The sequence below is a fragment of the Terriglobales bacterium genome (assembly GCA_035624455.1).
Taxonomy (GTDB): Bacteria; Acidobacteriota; Terriglobia; order Terriglobales; family Acidobacteriaceae; genus DASPRM01.
Genome location: DASPRM010000025.1, coordinates 155,293 through 173,418, shown reverse-complemented (window position 1 = coordinate 173,418; position 18,126 = coordinate 155,293). Strand labels below are relative to the sequence as shown.

Annotated in this window: 20 protein-coding genes; 9 read left to right on the top strand and 11 right to left on the bottom strand. The window is 58.2% G+C overall.

Annotated features, from left to right (window positions below; translation table 11 throughout):
* Positions 1–9: 9 nt before the first annotated feature.
* The gene (locus VEG30_03280; protein ID HXZ78924.1) at positions 10–1,260 is read right to left on the bottom strand and encodes an ABC transporter permease; all 1,251 of its coding nucleotides are present in this window, start codon (positions 1,258–1,260) and stop codon (positions 10–12) included.
* A complete protein-coding gene (locus VEG30_03275; protein ID HXZ78923.1) occupies positions 1,253–2,158 on the bottom strand; it encodes an ATP-binding cassette domain-containing protein in 906 nt (301 codons plus the stop codon). Before VEG30_03275 ends, VEG30_03280 begins: the two co-directional genes overlap by 8 nt.
* Before the next feature lie 114 nt (positions 2,159–2,272).
* On the opposite strand from VEG30_03275, the gene VEG30_03270 reads away from it, so the two are divergent.
* Positions 2,273–2,695 carry a DUF1801 domain-containing protein gene (locus VEG30_03270; GenBank protein HXZ78922.1) on the top strand — a complete coding sequence of 141 codons (423 nt, stop codon included), beginning with the start codon at positions 2,273–2,275 and terminating at the stop codon, positions 2,693–2,695.
* Between the two features lie 96 nt (positions 2,696–2,791).
* On the opposite strand, the gene VEG30_03265 is transcribed toward VEG30_03270, so the two are convergent.
* From VEG30_03265 to VEG30_03245, 5 genes are all read right to left on the bottom strand, one after another.
* Positions 2,792–3,493, bottom strand: coding sequence for a PilZ domain-containing protein (locus VEG30_03265; GenBank protein HXZ78921.1), 702 nt, complete (start codon positions 3,491–3,493; stop codon positions 2,792–2,794).
* 113 nt (positions 3,494–3,606) lie between these two features.
* Positions 3,607–4,851 carry a beta-ketoacyl-ACP synthase II gene (fabF, locus tag VEG30_03260; GenBank protein ID HXZ78920.1) on the bottom strand — a complete coding sequence of 415 codons (1,245 nt, stop codon included), beginning with the start codon at positions 4,849–4,851 and terminating at the stop codon, positions 3,607–3,609.
* Positions 4,852–5,097: an acyl carrier protein gene (acpP, locus tag VEG30_03255; protein ID HXZ78919.1), complete on the bottom strand. Its 246-nt coding sequence runs from the start codon at positions 5,095–5,097 to the stop codon at positions 4,852–4,854.
* An 89-nt stretch (positions 5,098–5,186) separates the two neighbouring features.
* On the bottom strand, positions 5,187–5,432 hold the full coding sequence (gene acpP / locus VEG30_03250) for an acyl carrier protein (protein HXZ78918.1): 246 nt from the start codon (positions 5,430–5,432) through the stop codon (positions 5,187–5,189).
* Positions 5,433–5,450: 18 nt separating this feature from the next.
* Positions 5,451–5,711, bottom strand: coding sequence for a hypothetical protein (locus tag VEG30_03245; protein HXZ78917.1), 261 nt, complete (start codon positions 5,709–5,711; stop codon positions 5,451–5,453).
* A gap of 236 nt (positions 5,712–5,947) precedes the next feature.
* Between VEG30_03245 and VEG30_03240 the strand changes: the two genes are divergently transcribed.
* Positions 5,948–6,316 (top strand): GIY-YIG nuclease family protein, encoded by a 369-nt coding sequence (locus VEG30_03240; protein HXZ78916.1) that lies wholly within the window; start codon positions 5,948–5,950, stop codon positions 6,314–6,316.
* Positions 6,317–6,333: 17 nt separating this feature from the next.
* Here VEG30_03240 and VEG30_03235 read toward each other — a convergent pair whose 3' ends face one another.
* Positions 6,334–7,062: a polysaccharide deacetylase family protein gene (locus VEG30_03235; GenBank protein HXZ78915.1), complete on the bottom strand. Its 729-nt coding sequence runs from the start codon at positions 7,060–7,062 to the stop codon at positions 6,334–6,336.
* Between the two features lie 146 nt (positions 7,063–7,208).
* On the opposite strand from VEG30_03235, the gene VEG30_03230 reads away from it, so the two are divergent.
* The 3 genes from VEG30_03230 to VEG30_03220 all read left to right on the top strand — a co-directional run bounded on the left by VEG30_03230 (position 7,209) and on the right by VEG30_03220 (position 10,076).
* Positions 7,209–7,592, top strand: a complete 384-nt coding sequence (locus tag VEG30_03230; protein HXZ78914.1) for a hypothetical protein — start codon at positions 7,209–7,211, stop codon at positions 7,590–7,592.
* 194 nt (positions 7,593–7,786) lie between these two features.
* Positions 7,787–8,452, top strand: coding sequence for a deoxynucleoside kinase (locus VEG30_03225; protein HXZ78913.1), 666 nt, complete (start codon positions 7,787–7,789; stop codon positions 8,450–8,452).
* A 154-nt stretch (positions 8,453–8,606) separates the two neighbouring features.
* Positions 8,607–10,076 (top strand): DUF4382 domain-containing protein, encoded by a 1,470-nt coding sequence (locus VEG30_03220; protein ID HXZ78912.1) that lies wholly within the window; start codon positions 8,607–8,609, stop codon positions 10,074–10,076.
* Here VEG30_03220 and VEG30_03215 read toward each other — a convergent pair whose 3' ends face one another.
* A complete protein-coding gene (locus tag VEG30_03215; protein ID HXZ78911.1) occupies positions 10,077–10,568 on the bottom strand; it encodes a ribonuclease HI family protein in 492 nt (163 codons plus the stop codon).
* Between the two features lie 193 nt (positions 10,569–10,761).
* Here VEG30_03215 and VEG30_03210 point away from each other — a divergent pair, with 193 nt between their 5' ends.
* Together VEG30_03210 and VEG30_03205 are read left to right on the top strand one after the other, a co-directional pair.
* Complete coding sequence (locus VEG30_03210) at positions 10,762–11,931, top strand: dipeptidase (protein HXZ78910.1); 1,170 nt, start codon at positions 10,762–10,764, stop codon at positions 11,929–11,931.
* Between the two features lie 216 nt (positions 11,932–12,147).
* Positions 12,148–12,627, top strand: coding sequence for a hypothetical protein (locus VEG30_03205; protein HXZ78909.1), 480 nt, complete (start codon positions 12,148–12,150; stop codon positions 12,625–12,627).
* 160 nt (positions 12,628–12,787) lie between these two features.
* On the opposite strand, the gene VEG30_03200 is transcribed toward VEG30_03205, so the two are convergent.
* A complete protein-coding gene (locus tag VEG30_03200; protein HXZ78908.1) occupies positions 12,788–14,122 on the bottom strand; it encodes a PDZ domain-containing protein in 1,335 nt (444 codons plus the stop codon).
* 84 nt (positions 14,123–14,206) lie between these two features.
* A complete protein-coding gene (locus tag VEG30_03195; GenBank protein ID HXZ78907.1) occupies positions 14,207–16,081 on the bottom strand; it encodes an aspartyl protease family protein in 1,875 nt (624 codons plus the stop codon).
* A 257-nt stretch (positions 16,082–16,338) separates the two neighbouring features.
* Here VEG30_03195 and VEG30_03190 point away from each other — a divergent pair, with 257 nt between their 5' ends.
* Both VEG30_03190 and VEG30_03185 read left to right on the top strand, forming a co-directional pair.
* A complete protein-coding gene (locus tag VEG30_03190) occupies positions 16,339–17,256 on the top strand; it encodes a TlpA disulfide reductase family protein (protein ID HXZ78906.1) in 918 nt (305 codons plus the stop codon).
* Positions 17,257–17,809: 553 nt separating this feature from the next.
* The gene (locus VEG30_03185; GenBank protein ID HXZ78905.1) at positions 17,810–18,046 is read left to right on the top strand and encodes a hypothetical protein; all 237 of its coding nucleotides are present in this window, start codon (positions 17,810–17,812) and stop codon (positions 18,044–18,046) included.
* Positions 18,047–18,126 lie beyond the last annotated feature (80 nt).

Below are 18,126 nucleotides of genomic sequence, written 5' to 3'. Positions count from 1 at the left end.
GCTGTGTGGTCAGGCGTAACGCAGCCACTTCACGATTTCCGGCAGCGTAGGCCGCTTGCCGTACATGAGGATCCCTACGCGATAGATGCGCGAACAGACAACCAGCACGCCATAGATTGTCGCGACCAGGATTGCTAGCGACAGCAAAATCTGCCACAGCGGTGGCGTCTGCACAACAATACGCAGATACATCAGGATGGGCGCAAAGAAGGGCACCATCGACATCCACGTCGAGACGGTGGAATTCGGCTGCCGAATCACGAAGGTCAGCATCACGATCGGTACCACGATAGGCAGCGTCACGAAGAATTGCCACTGCTGCGCTTCCTGCTCGGAATTCACCATCGCACCGAGAGCGGCGTACATGCCGCTGTACAGCAGATAGCCAAGGCCGAAGAACAGGCAGAAGGCGGCGATCGTCAGTGGCGGCAACTGCAGCCAGCCGCGCATCTCCGGGCTGGCCACCAGGCCTGGCGCGGCAAGCAACGCGCCAATCACAATCCAGATCGCGATCTGCGTCAGGCCGACGGCTCCCACGCCCAGGACCTTGCCCGCCATCAATTGCCGTGAAGTTGCCGAGGAGAGCACGACTTCCATCACCCGCGAAGTTTTCTCTTCCAGCACTGAGCGCATCACCGCCATGCCATACACCAGCAGGGTGAAGTAGAGCAGAAAGGCCATCATGAAGCTGATGAAGAATTGCTGCACACCGCCGGAACTGCTTTCTTTACCTTTTCGAATTTTCACGGTCTCCACGTTGACGTCCTTGACCAGGTTTTCGGCGTCGGCTGCGGCGATACCGCGCTCGGCCAGCCGTTCCTTCATCACAGCCACGGTGAGCGCAGAGCCCAGGCCGGCGTCCTCGATGAAGTCGCTGGTCTCGCGCGCGGCGTAGGTCACCTTGCGTTTGGCGATGGCGTCGTCAGAGAGCCACAGGAATCCGTCGAGCGAGCCATCGCTCACCCGATTGCGCAAAGCTTCGCGCTCGTTCTCGCTGACGTCGCTATCGATCTCGATTCGATAGGCTCGTTCCCCCTCCTTTCCCTTCGTGAGCTGGTGTTTTACTGCTTCGCCCAGTTGCGGATTCGACGTGACCAGCACAATGTGACGGGTTCCTTCGGCTTTCATTCCTGCCAGTTTGGCCGGCAACACCGTCACCGCCAGCATGAACAGCGGCAGGATCAGGGTGCTGATCAGAAATGATTTCGTGCGCACGCGCTCCAGATATTCGCGGCGGATGATCAGCCAGATGTTACGCATTGCCCGCCCCCACCACGTCGATAAAGATTTCCTCCAGCGAGGGCTCCACCAGCTCGAACTTGCTGACACGGGTTCGCGAGGCCGCCAGCTGCAACAGTTCCTGCGGATCGGCGCCGGGTTTCAGGCGCACTTCCACGTAATTCCCATAGTTGTTGAAGCGCTCCACCAGAGGGCTCTGCTCGAGAAAGTTGCCGTTGCCCTCATATTCGAGCTGAACGTTGTTCTTGCCGTACTTGCCCTTGATCTGCTTCAGCTCGCCTTCCAGCACCGCCCTCCCATGATTGATCAGGCAAATGCTGTCGCAGAGACGCTCGACCTGGTCCATGCGGTGAGTGGAGAAGAGAATCGTCTTCCCAGCTTTCTTCTGCTCCAGCAAAATGTCTTTCAAGACCACCGCATTGGCGGGATCGAGGCCGGCGAAGGGCTCGTCGAGGATGAGGAACTCAGGCTCGTGCAGGATGGCGGCGATGAACTGCACCTTCTGCTGCATGCCCTTGGAGAGCTCCTCTACCTTCTTGTGGATCCAGTCGTTCAATTGCAGCCGCTCGCACCAGGACGCAGCTCGGCGGGCCGCATCCTTCGCGCTCACTCCTTTCAACTCAGCCAGGAATACCAACTGGTCCAGCAGCTTCATTTTTCGATAGAGACCGCGTTCCTCCGGGAGATAGCCGATGCGCTTCAGCAGCTCGCGGCGGAAGGGCTCACCAAAAATTCGCACCTCGCCGGAATCCGGCAGGGTGATGCCAATCATCATGCGCAATGAGCTGGTTTTTCCGGCGCCGTTGGGACCGAGAAGACCGTATACACTCCCCTGGCGGATGTTAAACGAGAGATGGTCGACGGCTACGAAATGATCGTAGCTTTTGCTAATGTCTTGGAGTTTTAGAGTATGGGTCATTAGTCTGCCAGGGGATCCCCCGAATCTAGTCAGGTAAATTGTAATCGGCCTTTTATCGACAACCTTTCCGAATACGCGATAACAGGAAGGGAAAACCGGATGCCAAAACATAGAATGAAGAGTAGGAAACCGAGCGTAGCCAAGTCGGTTGACGAGTACATAGCGGCGCAGCCTGAAGGAATCCGGCCGAAGCTCGAACAGGTGCGCGCCGCGATACGGATTGCCGTACCGGAAGCAGTGGAGTACATCGGATATGGCATGCCCGGATACAAGCTACACGGAAAGGCGATGCTGTATTTCGCTGGCTTCAAGGAGCACTATTCCCTGTTTGCGGCATCAGGAACGTTCTTGGCGGCGCTGGAAGGTGAACTCAAAAGCTATGAGCTGGGAAAAGGAACGATCCATTTCCCATTCACAGAGCCGGTTCCGGTGAAGCTCATCACCCGGATCGCGAAGCTGCGTGCGGCTGGCATCGCCTCCACGGCCAAAAAGCCACCACTGGGCCGACAGGCAGAAAGGCGCAACTCAGCACAGTAGGAGACATGGTAGCCCACCCGCGCGCGGTCGTTTTGCTCCTTAGCCCTGATTGGTGTAAACGTAATCTGCAAAGCAGGCGCGGCTGCGGTTGGCCGGTCAACTGATGTCCAGATATTCCTCAATCCATTGTTTCACGCTGAGCCGGCCGTCATCCGCAATGTCGAAGCGCAAGCCTGACATCTGCTGCTCGCTGTCCACCCAGGAAACCACGGCCCGGCAGGAAAGACCGGGCTTGCCTGGCAGATCGAATTTCAGCTCGGTTTCCTCGCCCAGCACAAACTTGCCCTCGTGCCGCATCGACATGCCCCCGCCGCTCACTTCCACCGTGCTTCCTTGAATTTTGCGGCCAGCCATGCGGGCCTCCAGCTTCACGATTACAGGGATCCTGACGTAGCGGCGGAACTCATGCAGGATGAGCAGGTGAGTGGATTTCACCGCGCGCAGGGCCGCCTGCCGCTCGACTGGACTCTCCAGCAGCACGTTGAGCCCGTAGCGCGAGTGCTTTATCGCTTCCCCCAGGCTGGCACAAACGGCAAAGATCAGCATGCGGCGGTTGTATTTAGATTCGCGGGCTGCTTTCAGCACCTCGGCTGCATGCTCATCGATGCCCACGGCACAGGCGTCGAACTTTTCATTCAGCAGGCGCTGTGCTTCGTCAGCGGTCAAGATATCTGTACCGATGCCAAACTGCTTGAAGCAATCGCGTAGGATTGCCGCCGACTTACTGTCGAGATTGACCAGGGCGGCCCGAGCGTGGACCTTCTTTGCCTGCGGCAGCTCCGCAAATCCTATTACCATCTTCGATCGATTAATCCCTTGATTCTTGAGCCCACAAAATACAGAGATGCTTCGCCACGCTCAGCGCCCGCCAAGGGCGGCTGTGAGACGGTCCCAGCAACGCTTCCAGAAGACTAGTGCGTCCAGCGCCGGAAGATCAGGCATCCATTGGTGCCGCCAAAGCCGAAGGAATTCGACATCGCGTACTCAACGTCATGCACCCGACGAGCCGTGTTGGGTACGTAATCCAGGTCGCACTCGGGGTCCGGAGTCTCGTAGTTGATGGTCGGCGGAAGCATCTGATCGCGCAACGCCAGCACGGTGATTCCCGCCTCCAGGCCGCCCGCGCCGCCCAGCAGATGTCCGGTCATGGACTTGGTGGAGCTCACCGGCATCTGGTAGGCATGCTCTCCAAAGGCGCTCTTGATGGCCATAGTTTCCAGCTGATCCCCAATGTCGGTCGAGGTTCCGTGTGCGTTGATGTATCCCACCTGGCTGGGCTGAATTTTGGCGTCCGCCAGCGCGTTCAGCATCACGCGGTATCCGCCTTCGTGTCCGGGGGCCGGCTGGGTGATGTGGTAGGCGTCCCCGCTCATGCCATAACCTGCGACCTCGGACAGGATCGTGGCTCCCCGCCGCAGGGCGTGCTCCAGTTCCTCCATGACCAGGATCCCCGCACCTTCGCCTACGACAAAGCCGTCACGATCCTTGTCCCAGGGACGGCTGGCACGCCCGGGGGCATCGTTGCGGGTGGAGAGTGCGCGCATGGCGGCAAATCCGCCAATGCCCATGGGAGTGATGGCGGCTTCCGTTCCTCCTGCGATCATCACGTCGGCATCGCAGCGCTGAATGATCTTGAAGGAATCGCCAATCGAGTGCGCACTCGTGGTGCAGGCAGTGGCGGTTGCCTCGTTCGGGCCCTTGGCCCCGAAGCGCATGCTCACGTGCCCGGCCGCCAGGTTCACGATGGACGCCGGAATGAAGAAGGGTGAGATTTTGCGCGGCCCCCCTTGCAACAGATTGGCGTGCTCGCGCTCGATGATGTCGAATCCGCCGATGCCGGAGCCGATATGTACTCCCACGCGGGTGGCGTTTTCCGCCGTCACTTTCAGGCCCGACGTCCGCATGGCTTCATCCGCAGCGGCCATAGCCAGGTGGATGAAGCGCCCCATCTTCTTGACTTCTTTCTTCTCGATGAAGTTGAGGGGATCGAAATTGTGGACTTCGGCGGCAATCTGGCAGGCGAAATCGGAGGCGTCAAAATGGGTGATGCGTGAAACTCCGCTCTGGCCGGCGAGAAGGTTCTTCCAGACCTCTTGGGTGGTATTGCCGACATCACAGATGAGCCCAATGCCAGTGATAACGACGCGGCGCTGCAACTATTTCCCGCCTTTCGCGTGCTTCTGAATGTATTCGATGGCGTCCTTGACGGTGCGGATTTTTTCCGCATCTTCATCGGGAATCTCCAGATCAAAGGCCTCTTCGAAGGCCATCACCAGCTCGACCGTGTCCAGGGAGTCGGCGCCCAGATCATCCACGAAGGAGGCGCTGGGTGTGACTTCGGCTTCCTCCACGCCCAGTTGTTCCACGACGATCTGCTTCACTTTGTCGTCTAAGGCTGCCATCGCAGAGAATCTCCGGTGCCTGGCTCGCTACTGAACGCAGTATGGCCTCGCCGAGCGGGAGACCGACGGGAAATTGAGCGGAACAGGTTTTACTGCTTAACCTTGGCGTTCTTGCTGATGTAGTCGACGGCGTCTTGCACGGTGCGGATCTTCTCCGCATCCTCATCGGGAATCTCCAGGTCAAAGGCTTCCTCGAAGGCCATCACCAGCTCGACCGTGTCCAAAGAGTCGGCGCCGAGGTCGTCCACGAACGACGCGTTCGAAGTTACTTCGGCTTCATCCACTCCTAACTGTTCCACGATGATCTGCTTTACCTTTTCGTCAACCGATGCCATCGTCCTTGGCGCCTCCTATTAGTGAACGGCTAGTGTAAATGGCGCTGGAACGCCTGTAAAGAAAACGCCCTGCACACGTTGCTGTCCCACCCGGAAAAGACGGTCGGACTGCGACTGCCACTTCACGCCGGTCACCCATGCTAGCGACTGCCCGGGGGCGCGGTCAAACTGGAGGAAGATCAGGGAATAAGCGGTTGCCAGCAGCTGAATGGTACGTGCGCCATCGATATCAGCCGGAAAAGCAGCTCCCTCCACGCGCGATCTGATTGGCAGAGCCAATCCGATCGCTTGGTGGGATGATAGGTTTCAGGCAACAAAGGGCCCCCACGGCTCCGTGCAAGTGACCTGTATCACCATTCATAGCGACGAGGGCCATCGCCGGATACCCGACGGATACATTATGGTTGCGCGATAAAACGACGCTGTCATCCCGAGCGCAGAGATCGTTCGCTTAGCGAACGATCTTCGGAGTCGAGGGACCTGCTGTTCGAAATGGAATAAGGAAATGAAGGGCCATGTACGGTGTCTACCTTGTTGCGAGCAAGTCGCGCGCCTTGTACATCGGGGTGACGAACAACTTAGAGCGCCGCGTTTGGGAACACAAGTACGATTTGATTGATGGTTTCAGCAGTCAATATAAGTGCCACCGTCTGGTGTATTACGAATTGTTTGACGACGTTCATAAAGCGATCAGCCGAGAGAAACAACTGAAGCGCTGGAGTAGGGCGAAAAAAGAATGGCTGATCAAGCGACATAATCCGACGTGGGAGGATCTAGCGGCCGAGTGGTACGTGCGGCATCGGTATCAGCCGGAAAAGCAGGTCCCTCCACGCGCGATCCGATTGGCACAGCCAATCCGATCGCTTGGTCGGGATGACAGATAAGGGAGTGCCCGCTGCCTCTACTTTCGTCCGCTTCCCTTTGTTGGCACCATCTCCGGTATGGTCACGAACCTGTAACCTTCACCCAGATAACGTGCCACCAGCCGATCGAGGGCTTCGACTGTGGCCACACGATTTACCGCGAACTCAGTGTGCCCGCCGTCGTGCATCAGGATCACATCGCCGCCTCGGATCTGAGATACAACTTTTCTCTCGATCTCGCCCGCCGACTTCAGCCTCCAATCCCAGGCGCTGGCGCTCCACATTACGGGGGTGAGGGCGAGACTGCGAAGCGTCCGCAGCACCGCCGGTCGTCGTCCTCCGTAGGGAGGGCGGAACAGAGGAGCCAATTTCTCGCCCACCGCGTCTTCATATGCGCGTTCGCAATCCCGAATCTGGCGCCGCAATTTACTCTGTGACTGGAAAATCAGGTTGGGATGGCTGTATGTATGATTCCCTACGATGTGTCCTGCCCGGCGAATCTCCCGGGCAATTTGCGGCCTCTGCTTTACGAAACGGCCGATAACAAAAAAGGTGGCGCGAACGCTGTGCCGGGCCAGTACCTCGAGGATTCGGTGGGTGTAGGGATCGTTCGGTCCATCGTCGAAAGTCAGCGCCAGTTGCCGGTTTCCGGGCTTCAGGCCGATGAAGGTCCGCCCGTACAGCTGCGACTGCGGGGCCATGGTGTTGTACCCGGCCACCACTGCAGCCACCGTTCCCAAACTGGAAGCCGCCACTAATCCCAACATTCCATTGGGATTGTATCGCGACGAGAAAAAGTGACATCTTTTGCGCTTGCAATCGCACGGGTTCGCCCTATACTGACCATCAGTTTCCCGGGTGTTTTCTCAGCCCGAACCAGCCTAACGCTCCTGTGCTCGAACGGGAGGAGGGCATGAGAGAGAAGTCGATTTTCGCTGTGTCATCCAACCAGGCCAAACGGGTTCTCTTAGTAGATACCACGCGCACTGATGCAAGAATCTGCGCCGAGCACCTGCGCCGCTTCGGCTACGTTGTTGATTGCGTCGACACCGCTGGTCTGGCCTGCTCCTATACCCGCAACAATCGTTATAACGTGATCGTGATTGCGCTCGCCGGCGATGCGCGCTCCTCGGAGAGTCTGTACCGCAAGCTTCGCCGTATCTCCCCGGGCTCCGCTGTAGCTTATCTGATGCGTCAGGACGGACCGATTCCTCAGGTCCCCTGGCACAACTTGCTGTGGAGTGAAGAGCGGCCGGAGTATTTTCTGGCTCGCCTCGAAGCGATTACTGCCGCATAGAAAAAACCAGCATTCAGCGATGTTTTCTGATCAGTGTCCAGCCGATTTCCTGAATTGGGACGCAACGAGCAAATCTGTCATTGAATTGGCTGACTGCTGATTGCAGAATGCTGCTTTCGATTGCTGTTTTCCACAATTGTGTCGGACGAACTCCCGAGCTATCCTGCAGGAGATTCTTCGCGGGACCCTGATTCATGGCCAAGCTCTTCGAACTTCCCCGCTATATTGCGGTAGAAGGTCCCATTCGCGTTGGCAAGACCACTTTGGCCAATGTCATCGCTGACCGGCTGCATGCGCAGCTGATCGTGGAGCCTGAGGATAATCCCTTCCTCTCTTCTTTTCATAAGGGCAATGGCGGAGCCGCATTCCAGGCCCAGTTTTCCTTCCTGATCCGGCGCTTCGAGCAGTTGCGGGCGCTTGACGTGGGGCCACAGTCGCAGAAGGTGGTTGTGGCTGACTACATTTTCGAAAAGGACAAACTCTTCGCCTGTTTGAACCTGAGTGACCCCGAGCTTGAGCTTTATAACCGCTACTACTCGCTGTTTCGCGAACAGCTGCCTTCGCCCGACCTGGTGATTTATCTGCAGGCCACTCCCGAGGTGCTGAAGAAACGGCTGCGCAAGAAAGGGGCTTCCGCCGAGGCCGCAATCAGCGACGATTACATCGAGGCGATCGCCAAGGCTTACGAACATTTCTTCTTCCACTACACCTCATCCGATCTGCTGATTGTCAACACTTCGGATATCGATTTTGTGGACCGCAACGAAGACCTGCAGGAATTGCTGCGCAAGGTGAGCGAACCCGTTCGCGGGACACAGTATTTTTTGCCCCTCGGCAGTTCCCGCCCGGCCGCGGTCTGAATCAGGCTGCCGGTTTGTCCGACCACCGTTTACCAGGTTTCCCGGATCACCTGATTCCCCTTCGTTACTTGCCGTGTTACCTCGAAACGCGCAAACTTAGTGGGTTTACGGGCATAACTTGATCTGGGAGTTGGGATAAGACGAGGTCTCGCTGATGACTCCTTTTCGCTCCTCAACAGGGCTTGCGAAACCCCTGTGCTTCCTGCCGGTGATGATTCTGGTGGCGGCTCTCGTCGCATGCGGGAATGGCGGGGGTACGGGCACATCCAAGGGAACCGACGGAGGCGGAGGAACCACCGGAATTCTGCTGGTGCAGCTAAGCGACGCAACCGCGGACCAGGTGGCTGCTCTCAGCCTGTCGTTCTCGTCGCTTACTCTGACTTCGCAAGCCGGCTCGACTGTCACTGTGCTCTCGACTCCGGTCACGATTGAGATCACACGGCTGGCGGGTACCTCGACTCCGCTGGCGGTGCTTAGCAGCATTCCGCAGGGAACCTACACCTCGCTCACGCTGGTGGTAGGCTCTCCCGCACTCACGCTGCTCTCGCCCACAACCCAGCAGCCCAGCCACCCGAACCTGCCGGCGGGGCCTTTCACCGTGAGCCTTACGTTCAGTCCTGCTATGGTCATCTCCACCACGCCAATGGTTCTCACGCTGGACGTGAATACAGCCGCTTCGCTCACCAGCGATTCGCAGGGCAATATCAGCTTCAGTCCGTCCGTGAACCTGACGACCGCGGCACTGGCTTCCTCCAACCTGAATCCATTCAATGGTCAGTTGGAGCACGTGGTGGGCCAGGTTAGTTCCGTCAGCACAAATTCTTTCACTATGACCCTGCGCTTCGGTGATCAGTCGCTCACTTTCAACACCGATTCCAACACGAAATTCACCGGCATCACCGGCTTGAGCCAGCTCACGACGGGCCAGCTGGGGGTGGTGGATGGCTCACTGCAGTCCAATGGTTCCTTTCTGGCCGGTAACGTTAAGGCGTCGAGTTTGCCTCAGTTTGCTTTTCACACGCAGGGACTGCTAACCGCCCGAATTCCTGCCGCGCCCGGGGACGTAACCAACTTCCAGATGGCGGCGCGCGAACTCACCGGCGGCGGCTTGCAGTCGAACTTCCTGGGCAATGGGCTGAACATCGCCGTGACGAACACGGGAAACACGCCCACGGTGTATGTCATCAACCAGGCGGGGGTCGATCTTACCAACCTGCCTTTCACAGCTACATTTGACGCCACCACCGTAGTTCCGGGGCAGGCGGTTGAGGCCAGCAGCACCGGTCAGTTATTGCCTGCGAGCACTACGTTCAGCGGCGTGGGCGCGTTCCCCTCGCAACTTGTATTCGGGGAAGTTTCCACGTTGGAAGTGGATCTGCAGCAGCAGTCGTTGAGCGGAACCGTTTCAAACCTGACGGGGAACACGTTTACCCTGACGCTCACGTCAGATTCGGTCTTCGCTACCCTCACCGGCGCAACCACCGCTGTGGTCTATATTCAGCCGGACACGCAGTCGATTGGCATTACTGTCGCCGATGGCGCGAGCGTGACCGTCCACGGCCTGCTGTTTAAGGATTCTTCGACTTACAGGCTGGTGGCTGCCCGCATTCTGCCCAAGGTCTAATCACCGAGAGCGCGATCCTTCATCCATCGCCTGGTTAGCTAAGCGGTCTGCATCTGCGTTTTTTCCGCGCAGTACGTGCTCGATCTCGAACCAGTCCAGCTGACGAATCAGATTTTTGGCGCGGCTGTGCAGCTCTTTTAAAGTTGGATTGCTGACCTTGTACTCGCCGCGGATTTGTTTCACCATCAGCTCAGAGTCACTGCGGACCTTGAGCGCTTTCCAGCCGTGCGCAATCGCGTACTCAAGAGCAGCGAGAAGGGCGGAATATTCAGCGTAGTTGTTTGTCTGATGACCGAGGTACCGGTTCAGCTCCGCCACGAGTTTTCCAGTCTGATCTTCGACAACCACTCCATATCCGGCGGGTCCGGGGTTGCCGCGCGCGCCTCCGTCGGTGCTGGCCACCAGGTAAGTTTGCGGCCGCGGTGGAGTTGAATCAAACAGGCCGCCGGTCTTGGGTTCTTTCTTTGTCGCAGGATGCTGGCGGAAGGGCATGCAGGCGAGTTTATCAGGCGCTATGTGAGAAAGCAGCGCTCAACAATAGACAGCTCGCCACTGAGGAAACTGCAGATTCCTCGTCGGACTTCGTCTTCCTCGTGATGACAGGGGAGAGCATTGCTTGCGCTCGTATTTGACCTGCAGTTCGTTTTGAGGCTAGATTCAATCGCTTTCAGCAGAGGGGAAACCATTGCGTCGCAAAATTCTGATCCTTGTCCTTATTTTCTTCCTCGCCTCACAGGTCTATGCCCAGCAACCCGATCAGGCGCATCGCATACAAGCTAATGTTCTCGGCATCGACACACACAACGATACGGTGCAGCGAGTGGTTTTCGAGCGCGTTGACCTCGGCCAGCGCCTGCCTGACGGCGCTATCGACCTGGTTCGGTTGCAGGAGGGCGGCATACACGTTCCTTTTTTCGCTCTCTGGGTTCCTACCTACTATCCCGGAGCTGAAGCCGTGCGCCGTACCCTCGACTTCCGCGACGCTATGCAAGCGGTTTTCGACAAATACCCTGATCGGATCGAACTGGCCACCAGCGCACGCGACATCGAGCGAATTGTCGGCCAGAAGAAAATCGCCGCGGTGCTGACCATCGAAGGCGGCCACCAGATCGATAATGATCTCGCGGTTCTGCGCATGTACCGCCGCATGGGCATACTCTCCATGACGCTCACGCACTTCCGCAACAACGATTGGGCGGACTCCTCCACCGATAAGCCCCTGCACAATGGGCTGACGGATTTCGGGAAGCAAGTGGTGCGGGAGATGAATTCGCTGGGCATGCTGGTCGACATCTCGCATGTCTCGGATAAGACTTTTTATGACGTGCTGCAGGTCACAACCAAGCCGGTCATCGCTTCGCACTCCTCCTGCCGCTCTATCTCTGACATTCCTCGCAACATGACTGACGACATGCTGCGTGCGCTGGCCCACAACGGTGGCGTCGTAGGTATTAATTTCGGGGCAGCATTTCTGAATGCCAAGGATGGAGAGGATTTCAAGCAAGTGGTCGAACGCCGAAACGAAACGGAGCCCAGTCTCACAGGCGCGGCCTTGGACGAATTTGCTGCTGCGGATCATCGCAAGAGCGCCATCGGCCATCCGCGAGTTGGCCAGGCCACGGTGGACGACGCCGCCGCCTGTATCGATCACATCGTCAAAGTGGCGGGCATCGATCATGTCGGGATCGGCAGCGATTTTGATGGCGTCAGCATCGTGCCGCGCGGGCTCGAGGATGTCTCCAAGATGCCCAGTCTCACCGCTGCCCTGCTCGAGCGCGGCTACAGCGAACAGGACATCCAGAAGATCATGGGTGGGAACTTCCTGCGGGTGATTCGCGAGGTGGTGGGAAATTGAAGGCGCGTCTTGGCCTCCCACCATAAGCACCAGTGAGTCTGCCACTCTCAGTAGCCGAAATTTTGCGCGCCGAGCCAAGGCGTCGATAGGTCTAGACGTGTGAATCGTCGTGGGCTGCCTGCCCGCATAGAAGTTCTCCTCACCTTCCCCTATGACACTCATCACAGCCCTGGCGTGAGAGTGGGAGTTGAATGCTCCCAGCCGAGGTGTACGACCATGAAAACCAGGGCTGTATGGGTTGTTTTCTTTGGCTTCGCCTTGCTGCTGCTTGTCCCTGCTCTTTCTATTCGCCCGGCTCCATTCAGCAGCGCGCTAGTGGCACAGGTGGCTCCGCAGCTGCCGTCACAGATGCCCCGAGGCCTGGCGGGTGGACGTCCCGGCATCTTTCGCTTCATTCCCCGTGAGCAGTTGCTGGCCGATCGTTCGGAGATCCAGCAGTTGCGTGCTTCTCTCGAGCGCTGGCAGGTTCTGGCCGATGGCGTGCAGGATCCGACCGCCCGGCGCCAACTCGAGGCCGATCTCGAACTCTGGCAGACTCATCTCGAACGGGCGCAACTGCGTCTGACTGCCAGCGCCAGTCCGACCGCGCAATCCGTGGAGATCCAGTTGAACGACATGAAGGGCACGCGCATGTGCGGGGTCTGCCACGAAGGTGGGATGTTGGCCGAGTCTCACGCCGGGTGGGCGGCAAGGTAAAAGTCGGAAGAGCTAGCCGCGGTTTTCACTGATGCTTACGCGTCCCAATCATTCAATCCAACCCCGGAAAAGGCCGGATCGGCAATCAGGTCGGCGTTTCGCGAGAAGGCTTACCAGCGAGGCCTTTAGACAGATCTAAGAAAATCCGTGAAATCCGTGGCTAAGGCTTCACGGTTTGCCGCAGCCACTCCAGCACCAGTGGGCTCACGGTTTCGCTGAAACGTCCGCCGGTCCCGTTGAACGCCGCCACCGGGGTTTCGTAAACGTTGTAGCCATGGTCCATTTTCGGGATTTCGACAAATTTGCCGAAGCCCGGTTTGTTGGCATTGACGATTCCAGCAATCATTTGGTGATCCTGGCCGGTCATGATCCAGTCATATTCGCCGTGCACCGAGAGCACCGGAACGTTCACCTTCTGCCAGGCCGCAGCCAGGTTCAGATCCTGTAATTGCTGATAAAACGCTGCCGGCCGCCCGTATTGATGGCCGCCATCCTCGGTCCATAATGGCGCCAGGTTGGGCTTCTCGCGCAGAACTTCTCCCGGCGTTTTTACCCCGTTCAGATAAAGATCGTAGAACTCCTCGTAGCCGCGCATCTGGTCTGAGACCTCACCCGGATTTTTTCCTGACAATGTAAGCCTGCGCCGTTCGATCTCCAGCATGTGCTCCAACCAGGTCTTCACCCAGCCTCCGCTGACGACGTAACCCGCCACCGGATAATCGCCTGCTACCAGCGGCAGCACTCCGCCGCCGTTGCTCATACCCAGCATGACGATTTTTTTCGGATCCACATATTGAGAGCGGGTGAAGCTCTCGAATGCTGCACGGTATCCGGCCAATTCAGTCAGGAAATCCGTATCTGAGCAAATTCCCTCACTGTCGCCGACTCCCGGTTTATCCATGCGCATCATGACAAAGCCGGACTGTGTAATCAGATTGCGAATGAAGCGCGCGAAGCCGTCTTGTATCCCCAGCGGCGCCTCCGCGCTATCGCAGCTCAGCCACCCGACGAGGAAGATGCCCGGCAGGCGCCCGGTGGCGGATCTGGGTCTGGTCAGGATAGTGCGCAGGCGCAGGCCTTTGTCCGCGGTGACCGAGCCATAGATCACGTCGAAGTCCTGAATTTCTTCTTTGGGCAGCGGGGGAACGGTCACTACGAGAGCTGATTCTTTGCCATCGCGCAGCACGCCCAGCTTGACCTGATCGCCGGCGCGGAGCGTCTCCCAGGCGCGGTCGATGGCAATTGGATCATTCAGAGGGGTCGAGTTCACGCTGAGAATTCGATCCCCGGATTTTAGGCCCAGCTGCGCGGCAGCCGTCCCAGGCGTGACTCGTCGGATTTCCGCACCCGGCTTGCCGGGCTGTGGATCGTGTAGCGAGACACCGAGGTAGCCTTTTCGGGGCAGATCGGGTCGCGGAGCTGCAGTGGGCGTGCTGTTTTGCGAAAATCCGGCCGCCAATAGCAGCAGAACGGGAAGCACCCTGGCAGATTTCATGCGAGCTCCTCCCCGGGGATGGTCGGAGGATTGGACGAAGGAAGTGGAATTTCGTCGCGTTTACACCGCCAAATGGTTCACCAATCACACCAGCCTGCGGGTCTTCAATTTCACCGGAATCACTTGCCCGCCCCGCTTCACTTCCAGACGGTATTCACGATCAGGCTGGCGGAATAGTCGGCGCACCTCCTCGAGTGTGAGTTGCGCAGCGGGCCGGCCCTCGATGGAGGTGATCACGTCGCCGATCTGAAGTCCCACCTGTGCCGCTGGTGAGTTCGCGATCACACGGTTCACGCGGAACGTCCTGAAATCCGAGGCTTCTGCCACCAGTTGCAGGCCGCTCATGTCAAACTCGAAAGGCTCACGCAGCGAGCTGTTGGGCTCGAGAATTATCTTTTGCTGTCCGTAATCGAAAACCACCCGGAAGCGGCGGAGGACTTCGCCGCCCATCAGTCCGGCATCGTCGGGGTTCGCTTCGCCGCCCTTGGTCTCGAGCGAGAAGCTGGCGACGGGCCGCTCCAAGGTGATCGCGCCAATCTTGAGCGCAGCCAACCGCCCGACACGTTGCTTCGTTTGTCCACCGAGTCCAAAGCCAAACGGAGCATCGATGGTTCCCGGAACCTTGTCCAGAAGCCGATTGCTGGTAATGAATGGTGAGTACAGGTTGAGCGCCATACGCGCGCCCGTATCGACCAGCAATTTGGCGGAAAGGGATTTGCCGTTGGGCAACGCAAGGCTGGCGGTGATCTTCGGCAGGTTGCCTTCAAAGATGAACGGCACTACATCACCATTGCCGCTGTACCGGTAGGTGCGCGGATCGTGAAGGATGATTTTTCGCGCCGCGTAGTCGATCTCTACCACGAAACTGCTGATGACGTCATACCCAAGGATGCCGTCGATCGCGCGGCCCTCGATGGGCTGGAGCGGACCGAGGGGAACGGCGGCGACGGGGCGCGGAGTCATGGTGACTCCCGGCAGGACGATTACGGCGTTATCGACGATGCCGGTTTCCACCGACTCTTCTCCAGCGCCTCGTGACTCCAGGGCTCCTTCCATACGGAGACCCAGCGCCTGCGCCCGGGCGCGGTCTATCACGGTGGCTTCGGCGCCGCTGTCGAAGATCATCCACAGGGGAGGCGAGCGATTGATGCGGACTTCTACGTAGATGTGGTTACTGCTGAGTTCGAAAGGAATGCGCGCGCTCTGGCCAGAGAGAAACTGGAAGTCGGGCGCGGCGGTTGGCGGCTTGCCGAAAAGATCGGCTGCCAGTTCCGGATTCCACTCCAGCTTCTCGGTCACCAGCACGGTGTCGAATTTGGGATCGCCCGTGCTCTGTCGGCCGCGTGTCCAGAATTTGATGCCATCATGATCACGCCACTCGGAGTATGAAAAGGTAGCAGTGCGGTCCTGCTGCTGCCGCTCTTCTTTCGCAGGCAGACCGGTCTGCTTGTCGAGGTAAACCGTGACCACCTTCCCGCCCTTCGGCGCGATGCGCAGCTTGTAGAATTGGGCATCTTCACCGAGCAACTCGATCTGCCCAGGCCAGCGCTCAGGGAAGAATTGCGCATTGCTGGCGAAGTAGGCGGCAGTGACTTCGTCCTCGAGTTCCGTTCCGCCCAGCGAGCGAACTTTGCCGGTTTGATCGAGCTGCCAACCCTGGCTGCCGTCAAAGACCGTGGTCTGCTGAAACGCTCCCAGCACCAGTTGGGTTTTGTGCTGTCCGCGAGAGTTTTGCCAGATTTCGAGGGAGCCGTGGAGGTTGCCGGTGTCCATCGAGAGGCGGACATATACCGATCGCACGGATGCAAGCTTCTCTTTGCCGCCTAGGGCCGCCGCCCAGCGGCCGAGGACTTGTTCCTTGCTGGCAGCGGCGGGCGCTTGCGCCAGTAACAATGAAGAAGCTCCGGGAAATGCAAGGAGAAGGGCTAACGCAACGATGCAACGGCGGAAAATCTTCATGGGTTGATTGATTACGATACGCAATTGGGCCCCCACGAGTTCGGGAGATTTTGGGGCACGAGTCTGTATGAGAACTGAAATAGTTTCAGCCTCTCATCCTGAGCGACGCGCCCGTCTTGCTTTTTCGACCCGCGCTTTTCGCAGGTCGCGGGCGCGGAGCCGAAGGATCTTGCGTTTCTGTTCCCGTAATTCCATAACGGCTGAGGGCTGAGTGCTGACGGCTACCTTCTGCGATAATCGTAACGACCTCAATTTCTATGCTCCGCAGGCTCACTCTCATTCTTATCGCACTAATTCCCACGCTGAGCGCGGCCGACATTATCACTGACGTCCGCTCCGCCGACGCTCGCCGCGATTTCCACGCCGCCGAGCAACTCATCCGTGAATATCGCGCGCTGCAAGGCGTGACCTCGGAGATGCTGGAGGCGCTCTCCTGGGTGGCGCGGGACACTCTCGCCGCGCGCCAATACGATAAGGCGCTCGCGTCCGCCCGCGAAACTCATCAGCTTGCAGTGAAGATGGCGGGGACGCGCCCGATCGACTCGGATCCGCATCTTGCGACCGCGCTGGGAGCGGCGATTGAAGTGCAGGCTCAGGTGATGGCTGCCCGCGGCGACCGAGCTGCCGCGGTCGAGGATCTTCGCGGTGAGTTGAAGCGGTATCAGTCAACCAGCATCGCCGCCCGCATACAGAAAAACATCAATCTGCTCAGCCTGGAAGGGAAACCTGCTCCGGAGTTGAGCGAAAGTGTATATCTGGGCGCAAAGCCGGCGTCCCTGGCGGCCCTGAAGGGCAAGCCGGTGGTTCTGTTTTTCTGGGCGCACTGGTGTCCGGATTGCAAGATTGAGGGACCGATCCTGGCCAGGCTGAAGTCAGAGTTTGCCGCCCAAGGTCTAAGCTTGATTGCTCCCACTCAGCAGTACGGATTCATTGCCGGCGGCGCCGAGGCTAACCCGCAAACTGAACTCAGGTACATCGATCAGGTCAGGCAGCAATACTACTCGAGTCTGACTGATGTTCCGGTTCCGGTCAGCTCACAGAACTTCCGTACCTACGGTTGCAGCACCACACCCACGCTGGTTCTGATCAACCGGGCCGGCCGCGTCGCGCTCTATCATCCTGGACGGATGACGTACGAGGAGCTTCGTCCGAAGATCGAGGCGCTGGTGCGGTAGGGATCGCGGGTTATTTGATCGCGCTCAGTTGCGCTAACGCCTGGTAACAACTGTAATCTAGACGCTGGTGGTCCACCCTGCGAGAATGGCTGTGTGGATTGGGAATTGCTCTTGCCGTTTGGTTTTGCTCTGCTTGCACCAATGGGATTCCTGTGCAGCGTGCTTGGCGGGTATCGGTATTGGCGATTTGAGAAAGGTGACGGATCGCCTAATGTACCAACTGGAATTGTGATCTTCGCAACTCAATACGCTCTTGTTCTTGTCTTGTACATGGTGCAGGGCTACCTCCTATTACCAACGATCTTAATGTCCCTTATAGCAGTGGCGTTGATCACAGTGCTCCGGCTTGGTTTACAAGCTCACAGTCCAGCCGGAAGGAGGTTGTCTCTCGCCGGGTTGCTTACCCTCTGTGCATATCTCTCCAAACTGGGCAGCGATTATTACCAGTTTCTAAAATTCCATTTTCCGCTATAGAGAAGATCTCTTCACGTTTATCTCTTAGGTAAGTGAATCTGCGTTGCTGTCGCCGGACTGACGTATAATCCCTGCCGCCATGCACTATCGAGCGATCGGCAAAGCGACCTGCCGCAGCTGTCATAACGTTTGGGTAATCGACACCGACCAGAGTGAGCCGGGATTTATCGACGCCGAGAGCGAATCGGCAGCCGCCGAGCGCTTCAAGCTGATGAATCGTCTCTGCCCGACATGTCTTAAGGCCGGCAATCCGGTCGCAGTCGAGTTCGACACTTACATTCACGTCGACCGCCAGCCGTTGTTTGGAACCAAGTGACCTTGGCTTCACTGGCGGCCTCCGCAGTCGCTAATCCCCTGCACGAACGCCACTAGAGGTCTGGTGAACGCGCCAGAAGC